Genomic DNA, 17,762 nt, shown 5'->3' on the forward strand with positions numbered 1-17,762 from the left:
GCGCCGTGCCATCGCGCAGTTGTCTGAAAAGTGAAATTCAAGGGCTGACGCTGAGGTCGCCGAAGATCCGTTCGAGACGCACGCGGGCGTCGGTCGCCTCGCTGACGGCCTGGATGTATTGGCCACGCGCGGCAATCAGGGTGCGCTGCGCGTCGAGCACGTCGAGGAAACCGAACTTGCCCATTTCGAAACCGCGCGTGGCGCTGTCCACTGCGCTTTGTGCGGCGGGCAGGATGGTCTGATTGAACGCGTTGACTTCGCCGTTGGCGGTCTGCCATTGCTCAAGGCTGGTCTGGACTTCGGTGCGCAAACGCAGCTCGGTGGCGTTGCGCAGGTCCCGCGCCTGATCGCTACGGCGTGCGGCGGCGAGCACGTTGCCCTGATTGCGGTTGAACAGCGGAATCGGCATCGACAGCCCGACCACGTTGATCCGCTCGCGCTCGGTTTCGCTGTACTGGCTGCCGATGCTCACGGTCAGATCAGGAATACGCTGGGACTTTTCCAGGCCCAACGAGGCTTCGCGTTGATCGATCTGCAGTTTCGCCAGACGCAGCTCGGCGGTCTGGTTCAGACGCTCGAGCAAGCGGCCGGGCGGCGGCAGCGTGGCGAGGTTTTGCGTGGCGGCTTGCACGTTGGTCGAAGTCGGCAACGGCGCGCCCATGACCTGCGCCAACTGTTGATACGCGTTGGCCTGATCGCGCTCGGCGCGGCTCACCTCCAGGCGCACTTCCGAGAGCTGCACCTGTGCCCGGGTGCCTTCGACCGGCGACGATTTACCGGCCTCGATCCGCCCTTGGGCCACGCGCAAACCGTGCTCGGCCAGTTGCAGTGACTGACGCGACAGCTGCAAGCGTTGCTGCGCGGTTTGCGCACTGTTGAACGCCTGAATCACATCGGCGCGCAAGGCATTGCGCTTGCGCTCCAGCTCGATGCTGGCAGCGTCCTGCGCGCGGCTGGCAACATCGATCCGCGCTGCGCGTTTACCGCCCAGCTCAATCGGCTGACTGAGCATCAGCGTGGTGGTGCGCGAGTCGCGCCGGGTGTCTTCGGCTTCCCACGACACTTCGGGGTTTGGAATCAGGCCAGCCTGTTGGCGATCGCCCTCGGCAATGCCGATCTCCCACTGCGCGGCGGCGAGATCGGGGTTGCCGGCGAAGGCACTTCGCAGCGCCTGATCCAGCGTCAGGGTTGATGCGCTGGTCAGGCTGCTGCACGCCAGCAACAAGAGGCCGCTGGCGGTTTTGTTCAGGCGTGATCGCGCCGTCAGTTCAATTAAACCGGGCAATGGAGGGCTTCCTTTAATTCAGGATTTTTCGATGCCGCCACGTTAGGGTTTTGAACTTATCGACAAGGTGACTGGAACATTACAAATCCGTTATCCACGGTTCAGCAAAGTTGTTTTGTTCTAGGATGCGAAGTGCAAAAGGCTTTGCTGCAATACATGGAAACAAATACTCGGTAGTTATCTGCCGTACAGCACTTGCCTGAATGCAATACATGTCTGCTGGCGCTTCCAGGCTGCGACAGGCTGTCGCGGATGGCCGTTTTAAAGGCCTCCGAGATTGACCCTGTAGCCACTACAGCCTTTACCGTGCTTGTCATTCAGTGATTGAACTGCGTCCGGATCCCTTACAAAAACGATAACTTTCCCGGCCACCTTAATTAAATATCCCTTAAATAAAAGTGGTGAAAGATCATGCGAATCCTTGTCGTCGAGGACGAGCTTAAAGCTGCCGAATACTTGCATCAGGGTTTGACCGAAAGTGGTTATATCGTTGACCACGCCGCCACCGGTGCCGATGGCTTGCATCTGGCACAACAGCAGGCCTATGACCTGGTCATTCTCGACGTGAACCTGCCGGAACTCGACGGCTGGGGCGTGCTGGAACAACTGCGCCGCACCCACTCCACACGGGTGATGATGCTCACCGCGCGCGGGCGGCTGGCGGACAAGATTCGCGGTCTGGACCTGGGCGCCGACGACTATCTGGTCAAGCCGTTCGAGTTTCCCGAACTGCTGGCGCGGGTGCGCACCTTGATGCGCCGCAGTGAAAACATCCCAGTGCCACAGGTGTTGAAAGTCGCCGATCTGGAACTCGATCCAGGCCGCCATCGGGCGTTTCGTGGCGAGCAGCGCATCGACCTGACCACCAAGGAATTTGCCCTGCTGCACTTGCTGATGCGCCAGTCCGGCGAGGTGCTGACCCGTACGCAAATCATCTCGCTGGTGTGGGACATGAATTTCGACTGCGACACCAACGTGGTCGAAGTCTCGATCCGCCGTTTGCGGGCGAAAATCGATGACCCGTTCGACAACAAACTGATCCACACCCTGCGCGGTGTCGGCTACGTGCTGGAGGCGCGGGAATGAAGCCCGCCAGCCTGTCGATGCGCCTCGGTTTGACGGTGAGTATTCTCGGCGCGCTGTTGGTGGTGTTCCTGGCGATCCTCGCCTATTTCGCCCTGACCCATGAGCTGAATGCGCTGTCGCGCGACAGCCTGCAAAAGAAGATGGCGCAGGTGGAGCACAGCCTGTCGCTGTACGTCGACGCCAATGAAGTCAGCGGCAAACCGCACATTCTGCTCGATCAGGTCATGGGCCATGACAACCTGACGCTGACGATTTATGACCATTCGAACCTGCGTTCGCCGCTGCTCAAATCCGGCTCGGGACTCACCGACCCACGGGTGGAACTCAGAGCGGTTCGCGGGACCACCGATCAACTGACCTACAGCGACAGCAGCGATGCCGAAGGCGCGCGGTTCCTCACCGCATCGAAGCTGATTCGCCTCAAGGACGGCAGCAGCGTGCCGGTGCTGCTGTCGATGGACAACGCGCATGATCAAGCGCTGCTCAGTGCCTATCTGCGCTCGACGCTGATCGCGTTGCCGTTGCTGCTGATGTTCATCGGCCTCACAGCCTGGGGCGCGGTGCAGCGCGGACTGGCGCCGCTGCGCGAGTTTCGCAAAGTGGCGGCGATGGTTTCGACTCAGGATCTGGATCATCGGCTGTCGGTGGTCAACATGCCGCAGGAGCTGAGCGAACTGGCGCAGGGCATCAACTTCATGCTGCACCGCCTCGATGCCGGAGTGCAGCAGTTGTCGCAGTTTTCCGATGATCTTGCCCATGAGTTGCGCACGCCGATCAACAACCTGATGGGCAAGGCCCAGGTGACCTTGTCCCGCGAGCGCACGACCGAGGAGTACAAGGATGTGCTGGTGTCCAGCATCGAGGAGCTGGAGCGCGTGGCGCGGATTGTCTCGGACATGCTGTTTCTGGCGCAGGTCAGTCATCCGTCGGCGCTGGCGCCGTTTGAATCGGTGGCGCTGGAGGCGGAAGCGGCGAAGGTCGCGGAGATGTTTTCACTGGCGGCGCAGGACAAGCAGATTCATTTGAATGTTGTCGGCAGCGCCTCGGTGTTGGGCGATCGGCTGATGATTCAGCGGGCGATTTCCAACCTGCTGTCCAATGCGCTGCGTCATTGCCCGCACGGTAAAACCATCACCTTGCTGATCGAGCAAGGCGCGACGCAGACGTCACTGCTGGTCAGCAATCCCGGCGTCGGCATCGAAGCACAGCATCTGCCGCACTTGTTCGACCGCTTCTACCGCGTCGACAGCGCCCGCTCGCGCTCGCAGGGCAGCACCGGGCTGGGACTGGCAATCGTGCGCTCGATCATGAGCCTGCATCAGGGGGTGGCGCAGGTGAAGAGCTTGCCCGGCGTCATGACCGTATTCCGCCTCGGTTTTCCTGCGGCGGCACCCAAGGCCCCATCGCTTGCAGGCAAGCTCCCACAGTGATTTGCGGTGTACCCGGGCCTGACGGCATGCTTGATACCAAGCATGAAGCTGGCATTGACCGATGTCCTGCAGGAGCTGCCGCAGGCTGCGATCTTTTGCTTTGGCCTTTGAAGATCAGAATCAAAAGATCGCAGCCTGCGGCAGCTCCTACAGGGATCGGGGTGTTTTTGAGTTTTTTGNTTTGCGGTGTACCCGGGCCTGACGCCATGCTTGATACCAAGCATGAAGCTGGCATTGACCGATGTCCTGCAGGAGCTGCCGCAGGCTGCGATCTTTTGCTTTGGCCTTTGAAGATCAGAATCAAAAGATCGCAGCCTGCGGCAGCTCCTACAGGGATCGGGGTGTTTTTGAGTTTTTTGGACGACACGCAAATTTGTGGGAGCTGGCTTGCCAGCGATGGCGGCGGGTCAGTCACATCCTTATTTTTTTGACACACCGCTATCGCTGGCAAGCCAGCTCCCACAGTGAATCGCGGTGTACCCGGGCCTGACGCCACGCTTGATACCTTTGAAGAAACTCAAGCATGAAGCTGGCATTGACCGATGTCCTGCAGGAGCTGCCGCAGGCTGCGATCTTTTGCCTTGGCCTTTGAAGATCAGGAGCAAAAGATCGCAGCCTGCGGCAGCTCCTACAGGGATCGGGGTGTTTTTAAGTTTTGTGGACACCACGAAAACCTTTGAGAACTTGCCTGCAAGCGATGGCGGCAGGTCATTCACATCCTTGTTATTTGACACACCGCTATCGCTGGCAAGCCAGCTCCCACAAGAGTTTGTGGTGTGCCCAGATTGTGTGAGCAACACAGAAACCTGTGGGAGCGTGGCTTGCCCGCGAAAGCGGTAGATCAGGCAGCAAAAAAAACGGCACCTTACGGTGCCGTTTGCTTTCACACATCAACCATCACTTGCGCGCATCCGCCCACGATTTCAGCAGTTCGTTGTAGCTCACGGTCTCGCCCTTCGGCTTTTCGTTGGCCAGTTTCGGTTTCGGTGCGCCCGGTTGGTCGAACCAGTATTGCGCGTCGCGTTCCGGGTTCATTTTCGGGGCGCACGTGGCTTGCGCCTTGGAGCGTTCCAGACGCGTCATGATCGCGTCCTGATCCTTGGCCAGGCCATCCAGCGCCTGCTGCGGAGTCTTCTCGCCGCTGGCCGCTTCGGCGATGTGGCTCCACCACAATTGCGCCAGACGCGGATAGTCAGGCACGTTGGTCCCGGTCGGGGTCCATTGCACGCGGGCCGGGCTGCGGTAGAACTCGACCAGGCCACCGAGCTTCGGCGCCAGATCGGTCATCGCCTGCGAGTTGATGTCCGACTCGCGAATCGGCGTCAGGCCGACAATGGTTTTCTTCAGCGACACGGTTTTCGAGGTGACGAATTGCGCGTAGAGCCACGCCGCCAGCTTCTGTTTCTCCGGCGTGGATTTCATGAACGTCCACGAACCCACGTCCTGATAGCCGAGCTTCATGCCCTCTTCCCAATACGGCCCGCGCGGCGACGGCGCCATCCGCCATTTCGGCGTGCCGTCGGCGTTGACCACCGGCAGGCCCGGTTTGGTCATGTCGGCGGTGAACGCGGTGTACCAGAAGATCTGCTGGGCGATGTTGCCTTGGGACGGCACCGGGCCGGACTCGGAGAAGGTCATGCCCGCCGCTTCCGGTGGCGCGTAGGCCTTGAGCCAGTCGACGTATTTCTGCGTGGCGAACACTGCCGCCGGGCCGTTGGTGTCGCCGCCACGGGTCACGCTGGAACCGACCGGATGGCAGTCCTCGACGCGAATCCCCCACTCGTCCACCGGCAAACCGTTGGGCAAGCCCTTGTCGCCGCCACCGGCCATGGAGAACCAGGCATCGGTGAAACGCCAGCCCAGCGACGGGTCTTTCTTGCCGTAATCCATGTGGCCGTAGACGCGTTTGCCGTCGATTTCCTTGACGTCTTCGCTGAAGAATTTGGCGATGTCTTCATAGGCCGACCAGTTCACCGGCACGCCGAGTTCGTAGCCGTACTTTTCCTTGAACTTGGCTTTCAGGTCGGCGCGTTCGAACCAGTCGGCGCGGAACCAGTACAGGTTGGCGAACTGCTGGTCGGGCAGTTGATAAACCTTGCCGTCCGGCGCGGTGGTGAACGAGATGCCGATGAAATCCTTGATGTCGAGGGTCGGCGAAGTGAAGTTCTTGCCTTCGTTGGCCATCAGGTCAGTGATCGACTCGGTCTTGCCGTAGCGAAAGTGCGTACCGATCAAATCCGAGTCGTTGACCCAGCCGTCGTATATGTTCTTGTCCGACTGCATCACCGTCTGCATTTTTTCCACCACGTCGCCTTCTTGCAGCAGGTCGTGGGTGAGCTTGATCCCGGTGATTTCGCTGAACGCCTTGGCCAGCACCTTGGACTCGTACTCGTGGGTGGTCAGGGTCTCGGAAACCACTTTGATTTCCATGCCGCGAAACGGCTCGGCGGCCTTGATGAACCACTTCAATTCTTCGAGCTGCTGATCGGCCGTCAGGGTCGACGGCTTGAACTCGCTGCCAATCCATTTTTTCGCAGCGTCTTCGTAGGCATCGGCCCAGGCCGAAGCGCTCAAACCGCTGAGTGCCAGCATGGCTGCCAATGAAATGCTATGTCGCAGCTTATTGTTTTTATCGAACATAGAGACCTCCAGTTTGAGTTATGGAGCACGATTGCCGAGCGACTCGACTAGCCCCAGCGCATCACAACCAACAGCCACACCAGAGACAGCGCGGACGCCACCCAGATGCTCCAGTCGGTGACGCCGATTACCAGCAGATGCAGGTAGGCGCTGCCGAGAAGACCGATGAACAAGCGATCGCCACGGGTGGTGGCAATCGGCAGAAAACCGCGGCGCAGGATGCTCGGCGAGCGCAGTTCCCAGGTGGTCATGCCCACCAGCAACAGGCCGATGGCAATAAAGAACCCCGCCGTGGGGGTGGTCCAGCTCATCCATTCCATCATGCGTTCCTCAGACCCGACCCAGAGCAAAGCCCTTGGCCACGTGGTTGCGAACAAACCAGATCACCAGCATGCCCGGCAGGATGGTCAACACCCCCGCCGCCGCCAGCACGCCCCAGTCGATGCCCGAAGCGGAAACCGTGCGCGTCATCACCGCAGCAATCGGCTTGGCATTCACCGAGGTCAGCGTGCGCGCCAGCAGCAGTTCGACCCAAGAGAACATGAAGCAGAAGAACGCCGTGACACCGATGCCGGAACCGATCAACGGGATGAAAATCTTCACGAAGAACTTGGGAAAACTGTAGCCGTCGATGTAGGCGGTTTCGTCGATTTCTTTCGGCACGCCGGACATGAAGCCCTCCAAAATCCACACCGCCAGCGGCACATTGAACAGGCAATGCGCCAAGGCCACGGCGATGTGCGTGTCGAACAGCCCGATCGACGAATACAACTGAAAGAACGGCAGCAAAAACACCGCTGGCGGCGCCATGCGGTTGGTCAGCAACCAGAAGAACAAGTGCTTGTCGCCGAGGAAGCGATAGCGCGAAAACGCGTACGCCGCCGGCAACGCCACACTCAGCGAGATCACCGTGTTGAGGCTGACGTAATACAGCGAATTGAGATAACCGGTGTACCAGCTCGGGTCGGTGAAAATCACCTTGTAGTTGTGCCAGGTGAAATCCTGCGGAAACAGGGTCAACCCGCCGAGGATTTCGGTGTTGCTCTTGAACGACATGTTCAGCAGCCAGTAGATCGGCACCAGCAGGAACAGGATGTACACCAGCAACGGAATCAGCTTTCTTTTGTGCATGGCCGGGCCCTCAGCGATTGGCGTCGGAATGGGTCATGGCGGTGTAGAACAGCCACGAGACCAGCAGGATGATCAGGAAATACACCAGCGAAAACGCCGCTGCCGGGCCCAGATCGAATTGGCCGACCGCCATCTGCGTCAAGGTCTGACTGAGGAAGGTCGTGGCATTACCCGGCCCGCCGCCGGTGAGCACGAACGGCTCGGTGTAAATCATGAAACTGTCCATGAAGCGCAGCATCACCGCGATCAGCAGCACGCTCTTCAACTTGGGCAACTGAATATGGCGGAACACCGCCCAGGCCGAGGCGCGGTCGATGCGCGCCGCTTGGTAATACACGTCGGGAATCGCCCGCAACCCGGAGAAACACAGCAGCGCCACCAGTGAAGTCCAGTGCCAGACGTCCATCACCAGCACCGTGACCCAGGCGTCCATGGTGTTGGCCGCGTAGTTGTAGCTGATGCCCAGCGCATTCAGGCTCGACCCGAGCAGACCGATGTCGGCGCGGCCGAAGATCTGCCAGATGGTGCCGACCACGTTCCACGGGATCAGCAGCGGAATCGCCAGGATGATCAGCACCACTGACGACCAGCGACCCTTGGTCGGCATGGTCAGGGCGACGGCGATGCCCAGCGGAATTTCAATCAACAGCACGCAGGCCGAGTAGATGAACTGGCGCAGCAACGAGTCATGCAGACGCGGATCGAGCAGCACCTGTTTGTACCAGTCGGCGCCGACGAAGTAGCGGCTGGACTGATCGAAGATGTCCTGCACCGAATAGTTGACCACGGTCATCATCGGGATCACCGCACTGAACGCCACCAGCAGGAACACCGGCAACACCAGCCACCAGGCCTTGTTGTTCTGCACCTTGTTCATGGCTGCACCTCGGTAGAGTCGGTGTCTTCAAGAAGAAATTCGTCGGCGTAGACCATCAGCCACTGCGCCGGAAAGCTGATGTACGCGGTGCCTTGCGGCACCGGTTTGTCTTCGGCCAGACGCACCTTCAACGGCGCGCCGTCAAGGTCGAGGGTGAGGATCTTGTAGGTGCCCAGGTCTTCGACGTGGACCACCCGCGCCTGCATCGCTTCGTCAAACGGTTCATCCCAGACATGGATGAACTCGGGGCGGATGCCGACCTTCAGATTTTTCCACTGACCGTGTTCGATATGCCGTTGCAAGGCGTCGGACAGTGGCAAGTGCGTCGAAGCGAAACCGACCCCGCCCGGCTGCGGCTGCACCTCGATCAGGTTCATCCCCGGGCTGCCGATGAAGTAGCCGACAAAGGTGTGGCTCGGCCGCTCGAACAATTCCCGCGGGGTGCCGAACTGCACGATCTGGCCGCCGTACATCACCGCGATCTTGTCGGCGAAGGTCGAGGCCTCCAGTTGATCGTGGGTGACGTAGACCATGGTGATGTTGAACTGCTCGTGGATCTGCTTGAGCTTGCGTCGCAGCTTCCACTTCAGGTGCGGGTCGATCACCGTCAGCGGTTCGTCGAAGAGGATTGCCGAGACGTCGTCACGCACCAGGCCACGGCCCATGGAGACTTTTTGCTTTTCGTCAGCGGTGAGGTTGCGGGCCTTCTTGCTCAGCAGGTTTTGCAGGTCGAGGACTTCGGCGATTTCCTGCACTTTGCTGTGCACTTTCGCCTCGGCCATGCCCTGATTTCTCAGGGGAAAGGCCAGGTTATCGAACACGGTCATGGTGTCGTAGACCACCGGAAACTGGAACACTTGGGCGATGTTGCGCTTCTCCGGGGTCAGGTCATTGACCGCTTTGCCATCGAACAGCACATGCCCCTGCGAGGGGCTGAGCAGGCCGGAAATGATGTTGAGCAACGTCGACTTGCCGCAACCCGAAGGGCCGAGCAAGGCATAGGCGCCGCCCTGCTCCCAAATATGGTCCATTTCGCGGATCGCGTAATCGTCAGGCCCGCTCGGCTGCTTGCTGTAGCTGTGGGCCAGGTGCTGCAAACGAATTTCGGCCATCAGGCAACCCTCGCGACACGCCGGCCCGGTGCCTGCACCAGACGGCCCTGCGCATCGAACACGAACAGTTTGTGGGTCGGGATGTAGATGCGGATCGGCGCATCGACGTCGTATTCGTGAACGCCGGGCAGGTGCAGTACCAGCAGGAAATGTTCGTTGCGCACGTGCAGGAAGGTCTCCGAACCGCTGATTTCCGCCACCTCGACGGTGACCGCCAGTTCCAGATCGTCATCGTTGCTCGGCACCAGCGAAATGTGGCTGGGGCGCACGCCGAAGCGGAATTCGCCCTCGCCCACCGGCCGTAGATCGACGTTCAACGGGAAGTGCACGAAGTTGGCAAAGCTGACTTCGTTGCCGGCAATGCGCCCGGGCATCAGGTTGATCGGCGGTTCGGAGAACAACTCCGCTGCCAGCACGGTTTGCGGCTGGTGGTAAACCGAGGTCGACGGGCCGCTCTGGATCACCCGGCCCTCGTGCAGAATCGTCGTGGTGCCGCCCAGCGCCAACGCTTCGTTGGGCTCGGTGGTGGCGTAGATCGCGATGGTGTGGCGGGCCTTGAACAGCTCGCGCATCTCTTGGCGCAGTTCTTCGCGCAGCTTGTAGTCGAGGTTGACCAGTGGCTCGTCGAACAGGATCAGCTCGGCGTCCTTGACCAGCGCCCGGGCCATCGCCGTGCGCTGCTGCTGGCCGCCGGACAGCTCCAGCGGATGGCGCTGCAGGAACTTCTCGATGCGCAGCATCCGTGCGGTTTCCTGCACCTTGCTGTGGATGATGTCCTTGGCGACACCGGCCTGACGCAGCGGCGAGGCGATGTTCTCGAACACGGTCATGGTCGGGTAATTGATGAACTGCTGATAGACCATCGACACGTTGCGCAGGCGCACCGGGCGCTGAGTGACGTCGACGCCGTTCATCAGGACGCGGCCGCTGTCGGGCTTGTCCAGGCCGGCCATCAAACGCATCAGGCTGGTCTTGCCGGACAGCGTGCGGCCGAGCAGAACGTTGAAGGATCCGGGTTCGAAGGTCAGGCAGGCATCGTCGATCCAGGTCTGGCCCTCGACGGTGCGGCTGACGTGCTCCAGGGTGAGTGACATGGCTCGGCCTTTTTTATTATTGGAGTCAAGCGACCTGTGCAGCAGAGCGACATTCGTGCCAGAAATGGCAAGTAGTTGATTTGTCGTGAAAAGTGTCGAAAACGTGGGGAACGGGCGTTCATTGCTGAACACATTTGAACAGTCGGGCGATTGACAATGAACAATAGTGAACAACACTCTATGAACTCATTTCGGTGAACACCGGAGATCCTGTGGGAGCGAGCTTGCTCGCGAATGCGGTGTGTCATTCAACCGATTCGGTGACTGATACGACGCTTTCGCGAGCAAGCTCGCTCCCACAGTTGATCTGTGTTTTGCTCAGGATTTGGGTTCATAACAACAATAAAAACCGCTGCATCAGAGGCCCACCACCATGGCCGCACCCGCCCCGCCGCTATCCCACAACGCGATCGTCCAGACCTCCTGGCAGCGTTGCCGCGCCTTCGGCCTCGACCATCAAAGTGCCCCGGCCTTCGACCAACTGCCTGCCGCCGGCATTGCGCAATTGCTCGACCGTCACCACTCACTGGTGCAAACCACGCATCAGGAAGTCCTGCCGTACTATGAGAACATCCTGAGCAACTCCAATTGCCTGATCATGCTCGCTGACCACCACGGCCAGGTGCTGACATCGTGGGGCACCCAGCGCTTTATCGAGCCGAACCTGGCCCGAGGGTTTAGCGCCGGGGCGAGCTGGATGGAACGCTGCAGCGGCACCAATGCCATCGGCACCGCGCTGGCCTGCGAGCAAGCGGTGCACATCGAGCACGATGAACACTTTCTGAAAGCCAACCGCTTCATGACCGGTTCTGCCGCGCCGATTTTCGATGCCGAGCGCAAGGTCATCGCCGTGCTTGACGTGTCCAGCGACAGCTACCTGCCGCCCTCGCACACCTTGGGCATGGTCAAGATGATGAGCCAGACCGTGGAGAACCGGCTGATCCTCAACCTGTTCCACGGTCAGCACTTTCAACTGACCTTCAACACCGGGTTGAACAACCTCGACAGTCAGTGGGCCGGTTTGTTGATTTTCGATGAGAGCGGGCAGGTGCTGTCGGCTAATCGCCGGGCGGACAATCTGCTCGGCGTGCGCCTGTCGCGGGTCAGTGTCGAGAGCCTGTTCAACGTGTCGCTGCTGGAACTGATGAATCAGCCGGACGGCTTGCCGTTTGCCTTGCAGACCTCGGGGCGCAACCGTTTCCAGTGCCTGTTGAAGCGACCGCAACAGGCGCCGATTCAGCCTCGGGTATTTGCCGAAGCGAAAACGGCGCCGATCAAAGCACCGGGCGTGATCAGCCTCAACTCTCTGCATTTTGGTGACAGCCGCGTAGAAAAAGCCGTGCGCCAGGCCGAACGCCTGCTGGAGAAAGACATTCCGCTGCTGATCCACGGCGAAACCGGGGTCGGCAAGGAAGTCTTTGTCAAAGCGCTGCACCAAGCCAGTTCGCGCAGCAAACAGGCATTCATCGCCGTCAACTGCGCGGCGATCCCCGCCGAACTGGTGGAGTCGGAACTGTTCGGCTACGAAAAAGGCGCATTCACCGGCGCCAACCAGAAAGGCAGCATCGGCCTGATCCGCAAGGCTGACAAAGGCACCCTCTTCCTCGACGAAATCGGCGACATGCCTTTGCCGACTCAGGCGCGGTTGTTGCGGGTGTTGCAGGAGCGTTGCGTGCAGCCGGTGGGTAGCAGCGAATTGTTCGCGGTGGACTTGCGGATCATCTCGGCGACCAACCGCTCTTTACGCGAGCAAGTGCAATTGGGCCGGTTTCGCGAGGACTTGTACTACCGAATTGGCGGTTTGACGCTGGAACTGCCGCCGCTCAGAGAGCGCAGTGACAAGGAGGCGCTGTTCAAACGCCTGTGGGAGCAGCATCGTGAACCGACACAATGGGCCGGGCTCAGCCGCGAAGTGCTGGAGTTGTTCAGTCGTCATCCATGGCCAGGCAATCTGCGCCAGGTCAGCAGCGTGATGCAGGTGGCGCTGGCCATGGCCGAGGAACAACCGGTACGGCCGGAGCATCTGCCGGATGACTTTTTTGTCGATCTGGAGATGGAGCCGGTGGAGAGCGTGCAGCCGCTGGGGCTGGATCTGAATGATGTGGAGGCGTTGAACCGGGAGTTGAAAGCCGCCGGGGGCAATATTTCGCATCTGGCGCGCAGGCTTGGGGTGAGCCGAAATACGCTCTACAAGCGTTTGCGGCAGGCCGAATGACTGGTTGCCTGGGCGGACCCCATCGCTGGCAAGCCAGCTCCCACAGGGTTTCGGGTTATACGCAACACTCGTGAACAACAAACAACTTGTGGGAGCTGGCTTGCCAGCGATGGCGTCAACACAAGACCCAAAGCCCAAAAAACAAAACCCGCACAAGGCGGGTTTTGTTTTAACGCGGATCAGGCAATCAGTCAGCCAGACGCCAGGTCGTGCCGCCCTTGCCGTCTTCCAGCACCACGCCCATGGCGGTGAGCTGGTCGCGGATGCGGTCGGATTCGGCCCAGTCCTTGCCGGCGCGTGCCGCCAGACGTGCAGCAATCAGCGCGTCGACTTCAGCCGCATCGACACGCCCTTCGGCGCCCGCTTGCAGGAAATCATCGGCTTCCAGCTGCAACACACCCAGCACGCTCGCCAGTTCTTTCAGACGTGCCGCCAGACCGGCCGCTGCGTCGAGATCGTTCTCGCGCAGACGGTTGATCTCACGCACCATCTCGAACAGCACCGCGCAGGCTTCCGGCGTACCGAAGTCATCGTTCATCACCGTGGTGAAACGCTCGACAAAGGCTTCGCCGCCGGCCGGAGCGACGCTCGGCAGTCCTTTCAACGCGTGGTAGAAACGCTCGAGTGCGCCCTTGGCGTCCTTGAGGTTGTCTTCCGAGTAGTTGATCGCGCTGCGGTAGTGGCTCGACACCAGCAGGTAACGCACGACTTCCGGGTGGTACTTGTCGAGCACGTCACGAATGGTGAAGAAGTTGTTCAAGGACTTGGACATCTTCTCGCCATTGATACGGATCATGCCGCAATGCATCCACGCGTTGGCGTAGGTCTTACCGGTGGCCGCTTCGCTCTGGGCGATTTCGTTTTCATGGTGCGGGAACTCCAGGTCACTGCCGCCGCCATGAATGTCGAACGTTTCACCCAGGCAGCAGGTGGACATCACCGAGCACTCGATGTGCCAGCCCGGACGCCCGGCGCCCCACGGCGATTCCCAGCTCGGCTCGCCCGGCTTGGCGGCCTTCCACAGGACGAAGTCCAGCGGGTCTTCTTTCGACTCGTCGACTTCGATGCGCGCGCCGATGCGCAGGTCTTCGATTTTCTTGCGCGACAGCTTGCCGTAGCCCATGAACTTGGCGACGCGGTAGTACACGTCGCCATTGCCCGGAGCATAAGCGAAGCCCTTGTCGATCAGGGTCTGGATCATCGCGTGCATGCCCGGAATGTGATCCGTGGCGCGCGGCTCCATGTCCGGCTTCTTGATGTTCAGGCGCGCTTCGTCTTCGTGCATCGCGGCGATCATGCGCTCGGTCAGCGCTTCGAACGACTCACCGTTCTCGCGCGCACGATTGATGATCTTGTCGTCGATGTCGGTGATGTTGCGCACGTAGGTCAGGTCGTAACCGCTGAACCGCAACCAGCGGGTCACCAGGTCGAACGCGACCATGCTGCGGCCGTGGCCAAGGTGGCAGTAGTCGTACACGGTCATGCCGCACACGTACATGCGCACCTTGTTGCCATCCAGCGGCTTGAAGACTTCTTTGCTCTTGGTGAGCGTGTTGTAGATCGTCAGCACTTTATATTTCCTTGACGCGAATCACTGGCCCCACGAATCACGCAGGGTCACGGTACGGTTGAATACCGGTTGACCTGGTTTCGAGTCCTTGATGTCAGCAACGAAGTAGCCTTCGCGCTCGAACTGGAAACGGTCCTCCGGCTGTGCGTTGCCAAGCGATGGCTCAGCACGACAACCGGTCAGCACTTGCAGTGAGTCAGGGTTGATGTTGTCGAGGAAACTCGCGCTGTCTTCGGCCTTCTCCGGGTTCGGGGAACGGAACAGGCGATCGTACAGACGCACTTCGCACTCGATGCTGGCAGCCGCCGGCACCCAGTGGATCACGCCCTTGACCTTGCGGCCTTCAGGGTTCTTGCCGAGGGTGTCCGGGTCGTACGAGCAACGCAGTTCGACGATGTTGCCGTCGGCGTCCTTGATCGCTTCGTCGGCACGGATCACGTAGCTGCCGCGCAGACGCACTTCGCCGTTCGGCTCCAGGCGCTTGTAGCCCTTTGGCGGTTCTTCCATGAAATCATCGCGGTCGATGTAGATTTCACGGGCGAACGGCAGCTGGCGCACGCCGAGTTCTTCTTTCTGCGGATGACGCGGCAGTTCGAGGTTCTCGACCTGACCTTCCGGGTAGTTGGTGATCACGACTTTCAGCGGGCGCAGCACGCACATGGCGCGCGGGGCATTCGCGTCCAGGTCCTGACGGATGCTGAACTCGAGCATGCCGAAGTCGACCACGCCGTCGGAACGGTTGGTGCCGATCATGTCGCAGAAGTTGCGGATCGACGCCGGCGTGTAGCCACGGCGACGGAAGCCCGACAGCGTCGACATGCGCGGGTCGTCCCAGCCATTGACGTGCTTTTCATCGACCAGTTGCTTGAGCTTGCGCTTGCTGGTGATGGTGTAGTTCAGGTTCAGACGGCTGAATTCGTACTGGCGCGGGTTGGCCGGCACCGGCAGGTTTTCCAGGAACCACTCGTACAGCGGACGATGGCTTTCGAATTCCAGGGTGCAGATCGAGTGGGTGATGCCTTCGATGGCGTCCGACTGACCGTGGGTGAAGTCATAGTTCGGGTAGATGCACCACTTGTCACCGGTCTGATGGTGATGGGCGTGGCGGATGCGGTACATGATCGGATCGCGCAGGTTCATGTTCGGCGAGGCCATGTCGATCTTCGCGCGCAGCACGCGGGCACCGTCCGGGAACTCACCGGCGCGCATGCGCGCAAACCAGTCGAGGTTCTCTTCCACCGAACGGTCGCGGAACGGGCTGTTCTTGCCCGGCTCGGTCAGGCTGCCACGGTATTCCTTGGCCTGCTCCGGGGTCAGGTCGTCGACGTAGGCCTTGCCGGCCTTGATCAGCTCCACCGCCCAGTCGTGCAACTGGTCGAAATACTGCGAGGCGTAGCGCACTTCGCCGGACCACTCGAAGCCCAGCCACTTGACGTCGGATTCGATCGCGTCGATGTATTCCTGGTCTTCCTTGGCCGGGTTGGTGTCGTCGAAACGCAGGTGCGTGACGCCGCCGAACTCCTGGGCCAGGCCGAAGTTCACGCAGATCGACTTGGCGTGGCCGATGTGCAGGTAGCCGTTGGGCTCAGGCGGAAAACGGGTGACGATCTGGGTGTGCTTGCCCGAGTCCAGGTCTGCCTGGATGATCGGCCGCAGGAAATTGACCGGCACGGCAGGGCCGGACTTGGCATTCGAGGTAGGGTCGACAGTGGGCTTGCTCATAGGATCCTTGACTTACATGTGCGCGGCCGCAAAGGGGGCCAGACAAAACAAAGCCGCTATCATAGCCGATGCTGTCAAGGGGCTGACAGAGCGCGGCCTATAAAGGCGTGCATTTAATCGACGGGTTTTGGAAAAACAGCCTCGAAATTCGCGCCTGTCACGCTAAACTGCGCAACTTGGCCGATGCAGGCTGAACCGGTTGTGGGGCTGAATGTCCCAGAACCACGAATTCCTTATAAAGAGTAGCGATCATGACTCAAGTCAAACTGACCACCAACTACGGCGACATCGTCATCGAACTGGACGCGGAAAAAGCGCCAATCACCGCTGCCAACTTCATCGAATACGTCAAGAAAGGTCACTACGAGAACGTGGTGTTCCACCGCGTGATCAAGGGCTTCATGATCCAGGGCGGCGGTTTCGAGCCTGGCATGCAGGAAAAGAAAGACAAGAGCCCAAGCATTCAGAACGAAGCCGACAACGGTCTGAAGAACGAGAAGTACACCGTTGCCATGGCCCGCACCATGGACCCGCATTCGGCCTCGGCGCAGTTCTTCATCAACGCCACCAACAACAGCTTCCTCAACCACACCGCCAAGACCGCTCAGGGCTGGGGTTATGCCGTGTTCGGTAAAGTGGTTGCCGGTACCGACGTCGTCGACAAGATCGAAGGCGTTGCCACCACTTCCAAGGCCGGTCACCAGGACGTGCCGAAAGACGACGTGATCATCGAGAAAGCCGAGATCATCGAAGCGTGATATTGCTGATTTCAGATTTGCATCTGGAAGAGGAGCGCCCGGACATTACCCGGGCGTTTCTGGATTTGCTCGCCGGACGCGCCCGCTCGGCGAGTGCGTTGTACATCCTCGGCGACTTCTTCGAGGCGTGGATTGGCGACGACGCCATGACGCCCTTCCAGCGTTCCATCTGCCAGGCCCTGCGCCAATTGAGCGACAGCGGCACGGCGATTTTTCTGATGCACGGCAATCGCGACTTCCTGCTCGGCAAGGCCTTCTGCAAAGCAGCCGGCTGTACGCTGTTGAAGGACCCGAGTGTCGTGCAGTTTTACGGCGAGCCGGTGCTGCTGATGCACGGCGACAGCCTGTGCACCCGCGACGAAGCCTACATGAAGCTGCGGCGCTACCTGCGCAACCCGATCACCCTGTTCATCCTGCGCCACCTGCCACTGAGCACCCGCCACAAACTGGCGCGCAAGCTGCGCAGCGAAAGCCGCGCGCAGACGCGGATGAAGGCCAACGACATTGTCGATGTCACGCCGGAGGAAATTCCGCGGATCATGCAGCAATACGGGGTGAAAACCCTGATTCACGGCCACACCCATCGTCCGGCGATCCACAAGCTGCAGCTCGGCGAGCAGGCGGCGAAGCGGATTGTGCTGGGGGATTGGGATCGTCAGGGTTGGGCGCTGCAGGTGGATGAGAACGGGTTTGCCCTCGCGCCGTTCGACTTTGCTCCGCCACTGGCTTTGCCGCACGGCTGAAGATCGCTACCCCCTCACCCCAGCCCTCTCCCCCAGGGGGCGAGGGGGAAAGGGAGCCGATCTTCATGCTATTCAAAACCTGAGTTCAACTCGGTGGCT

14 protein-coding genes are annotated in these 17,762 nt (G+C 60.2%); 5 read left to right on the forward strand and 9 right to left on the reverse strand.

Annotated elements, in window-relative coordinates; all coding sequences use genetic code 11:
• Window positions 1-37 precede the first annotated feature (37 nt).
• A complete protein-coding gene (locus B1722_RS24045; RefSeq protein WP_086794594.1) occupies window positions 38-1,285 on the reverse strand; it encodes a TolC family protein in 1,248 nt (415 codons plus the stop codon).
• A 411-nt stretch (window positions 1,286-1,696) separates the two neighbouring features.
• Between B1722_RS24045 and B1722_RS24050 the strand changes: the two genes are divergently transcribed.
• Window positions 1,697-2,371 carry a heavy metal response regulator transcription factor gene (locus B1722_RS24050; RefSeq protein ID WP_086794596.1) on the forward strand — a complete coding sequence of 225 codons (675 nt, stop codon included), beginning with the start codon at window positions 1,697-1,699 and terminating at the stop codon, window positions 2,369-2,371.
• The gene (locus B1722_RS24055) at window positions 2,368-3,801 is read left to right on the forward strand and encodes a heavy metal sensor histidine kinase (RefSeq protein ID WP_086794598.1); all 1,434 of its coding nucleotides are present in this window, start codon (window positions 2,368-2,370) and stop codon (window positions 3,799-3,801) included. The genes B1722_RS24050 and B1722_RS24055 overlap by 4 nt, the downstream gene beginning before the upstream one ends.
• An 897-nt stretch (window positions 3,802-4,698) precedes the next feature.
• Here B1722_RS24055 and B1722_RS24065 read toward each other — a convergent pair.
• From B1722_RS24065 to B1722_RS24090, 6 genes are read right to left on the reverse strand one after another with little or no spacing between them, the layout of a single operon-like run.
• Complete coding sequence (locus tag B1722_RS24065) at window positions 4,699-6,441, reverse strand: ABC transporter substrate-binding protein (RefSeq protein WP_041073279.1); 1,743 nt, start codon at window positions 6,439-6,441, stop codon at window positions 4,699-4,701.
• A 47-nt stretch (window positions 6,442-6,488) separates the two neighbouring features.
• Entirely contained in the window at window positions 6,489-6,761 is a 273-nt protein-coding gene (locus B1722_RS24070) for a DUF2160 domain-containing protein (protein ID WP_027614647.1), read from the reverse strand.
• Window positions 6,762-6,771: 10 nt separating this feature from the next.
• Window positions 6,772-7,572: a carbohydrate ABC transporter permease gene (locus B1722_RS24075; protein WP_041073277.1), complete on the reverse strand. Its 801-nt coding sequence runs from the start codon at window positions 7,570-7,572 to the stop codon at window positions 6,772-6,774.
• 10 nt (window positions 7,573-7,582) lie between these two features.
• Entirely contained in the window at window positions 7,583-8,449 is an 867-nt protein-coding gene (locus tag B1722_RS24080) for a carbohydrate ABC transporter permease (RefSeq protein ID WP_007961995.1), read from the reverse strand.
• A complete protein-coding gene (locus B1722_RS24085) occupies window positions 8,446-9,561 on the reverse strand; it encodes an ABC transporter ATP-binding protein (RefSeq protein ID WP_041073275.1) in 1,116 nt (371 codons plus the stop codon). The genes B1722_RS24080 and B1722_RS24085 overlap by 4 nt, the downstream gene beginning before the upstream one ends.
• On the reverse strand, window positions 9,561-10,655 hold the full coding sequence (locus B1722_RS24090) for an ABC transporter ATP-binding protein (protein ID WP_041073274.1): 1,095 nt from the start codon (window positions 10,653-10,655) through the stop codon (window positions 9,561-9,563). Before B1722_RS24090 ends, B1722_RS24085 begins: the two co-directional genes overlap by 1 nt.
• A gap of 373 nt (window positions 10,656-11,028) precedes the next feature.
• Here B1722_RS24090 and B1722_RS24095 point away from each other — a divergent pair, with 373 nt between their 5' ends.
• On the forward strand, window positions 11,029-12,870 hold the full coding sequence (locus B1722_RS24095) for a sigma-54-dependent Fis family transcriptional regulator (protein ID WP_086794602.1): 1,842 nt from the start codon (window positions 11,029-11,031) through the stop codon (window positions 12,868-12,870).
• A gap of 187 nt (window positions 12,871-13,057) precedes the next feature.
• Here the strand turns inward: B1722_RS24095 and cysS are convergent, their stop codons facing one another.
• Window positions 13,058-14,440 (reverse strand): cysteine--tRNA ligase, encoded by a 1,383-nt coding sequence (gene cysS, locus B1722_RS24100; RefSeq protein WP_041073270.1) that lies wholly within the window; start codon window positions 14,438-14,440, stop codon window positions 13,058-13,060.
• 21 nt (window positions 14,441-14,461) lie between these two features.
• Entirely contained in the window at window positions 14,462-16,162 is a 1,701-nt protein-coding gene (locus B1722_RS24105; RefSeq protein WP_047291683.1) for a glutamine--tRNA ligase/YqeY domain fusion protein, read from the reverse strand.
• A gap of 251 nt (window positions 16,163-16,413) precedes the next feature.
• Here B1722_RS24105 and B1722_RS24110 point away from each other — a divergent pair, with 251 nt between their 5' ends.
• Both B1722_RS24110 and lpxH read left to right on the forward strand, forming a co-directional pair.
• A complete protein-coding gene (locus B1722_RS24110; RefSeq protein ID WP_027614639.1) occupies window positions 16,414-16,920 on the forward strand; it encodes a peptidylprolyl isomerase in 507 nt (168 codons plus the stop codon).
• Window positions 16,917-17,663 carry a UDP-2,3-diacylglucosamine diphosphatase gene (gene lpxH, locus B1722_RS24115; RefSeq protein WP_086794604.1) on the forward strand — a complete coding sequence of 249 codons (747 nt, stop codon included), beginning with the start codon at window positions 16,917-16,919 and terminating at the stop codon, window positions 17,661-17,663. The genes B1722_RS24110 and lpxH overlap by 4 nt, the downstream gene beginning before the upstream one ends.
• Window positions 17,664-17,762: the final 99 nt, after the last annotated feature.

This window comes from Pseudomonas sp. SCPG-7 (genome assembly GCF_002156405.1).
Taxonomy (GTDB): domain Bacteria; phylum Pseudomonadota; class Gammaproteobacteria; order Pseudomonadales; family Pseudomonadaceae; genus Aquipseudomonas; species Aquipseudomonas parakoreensis.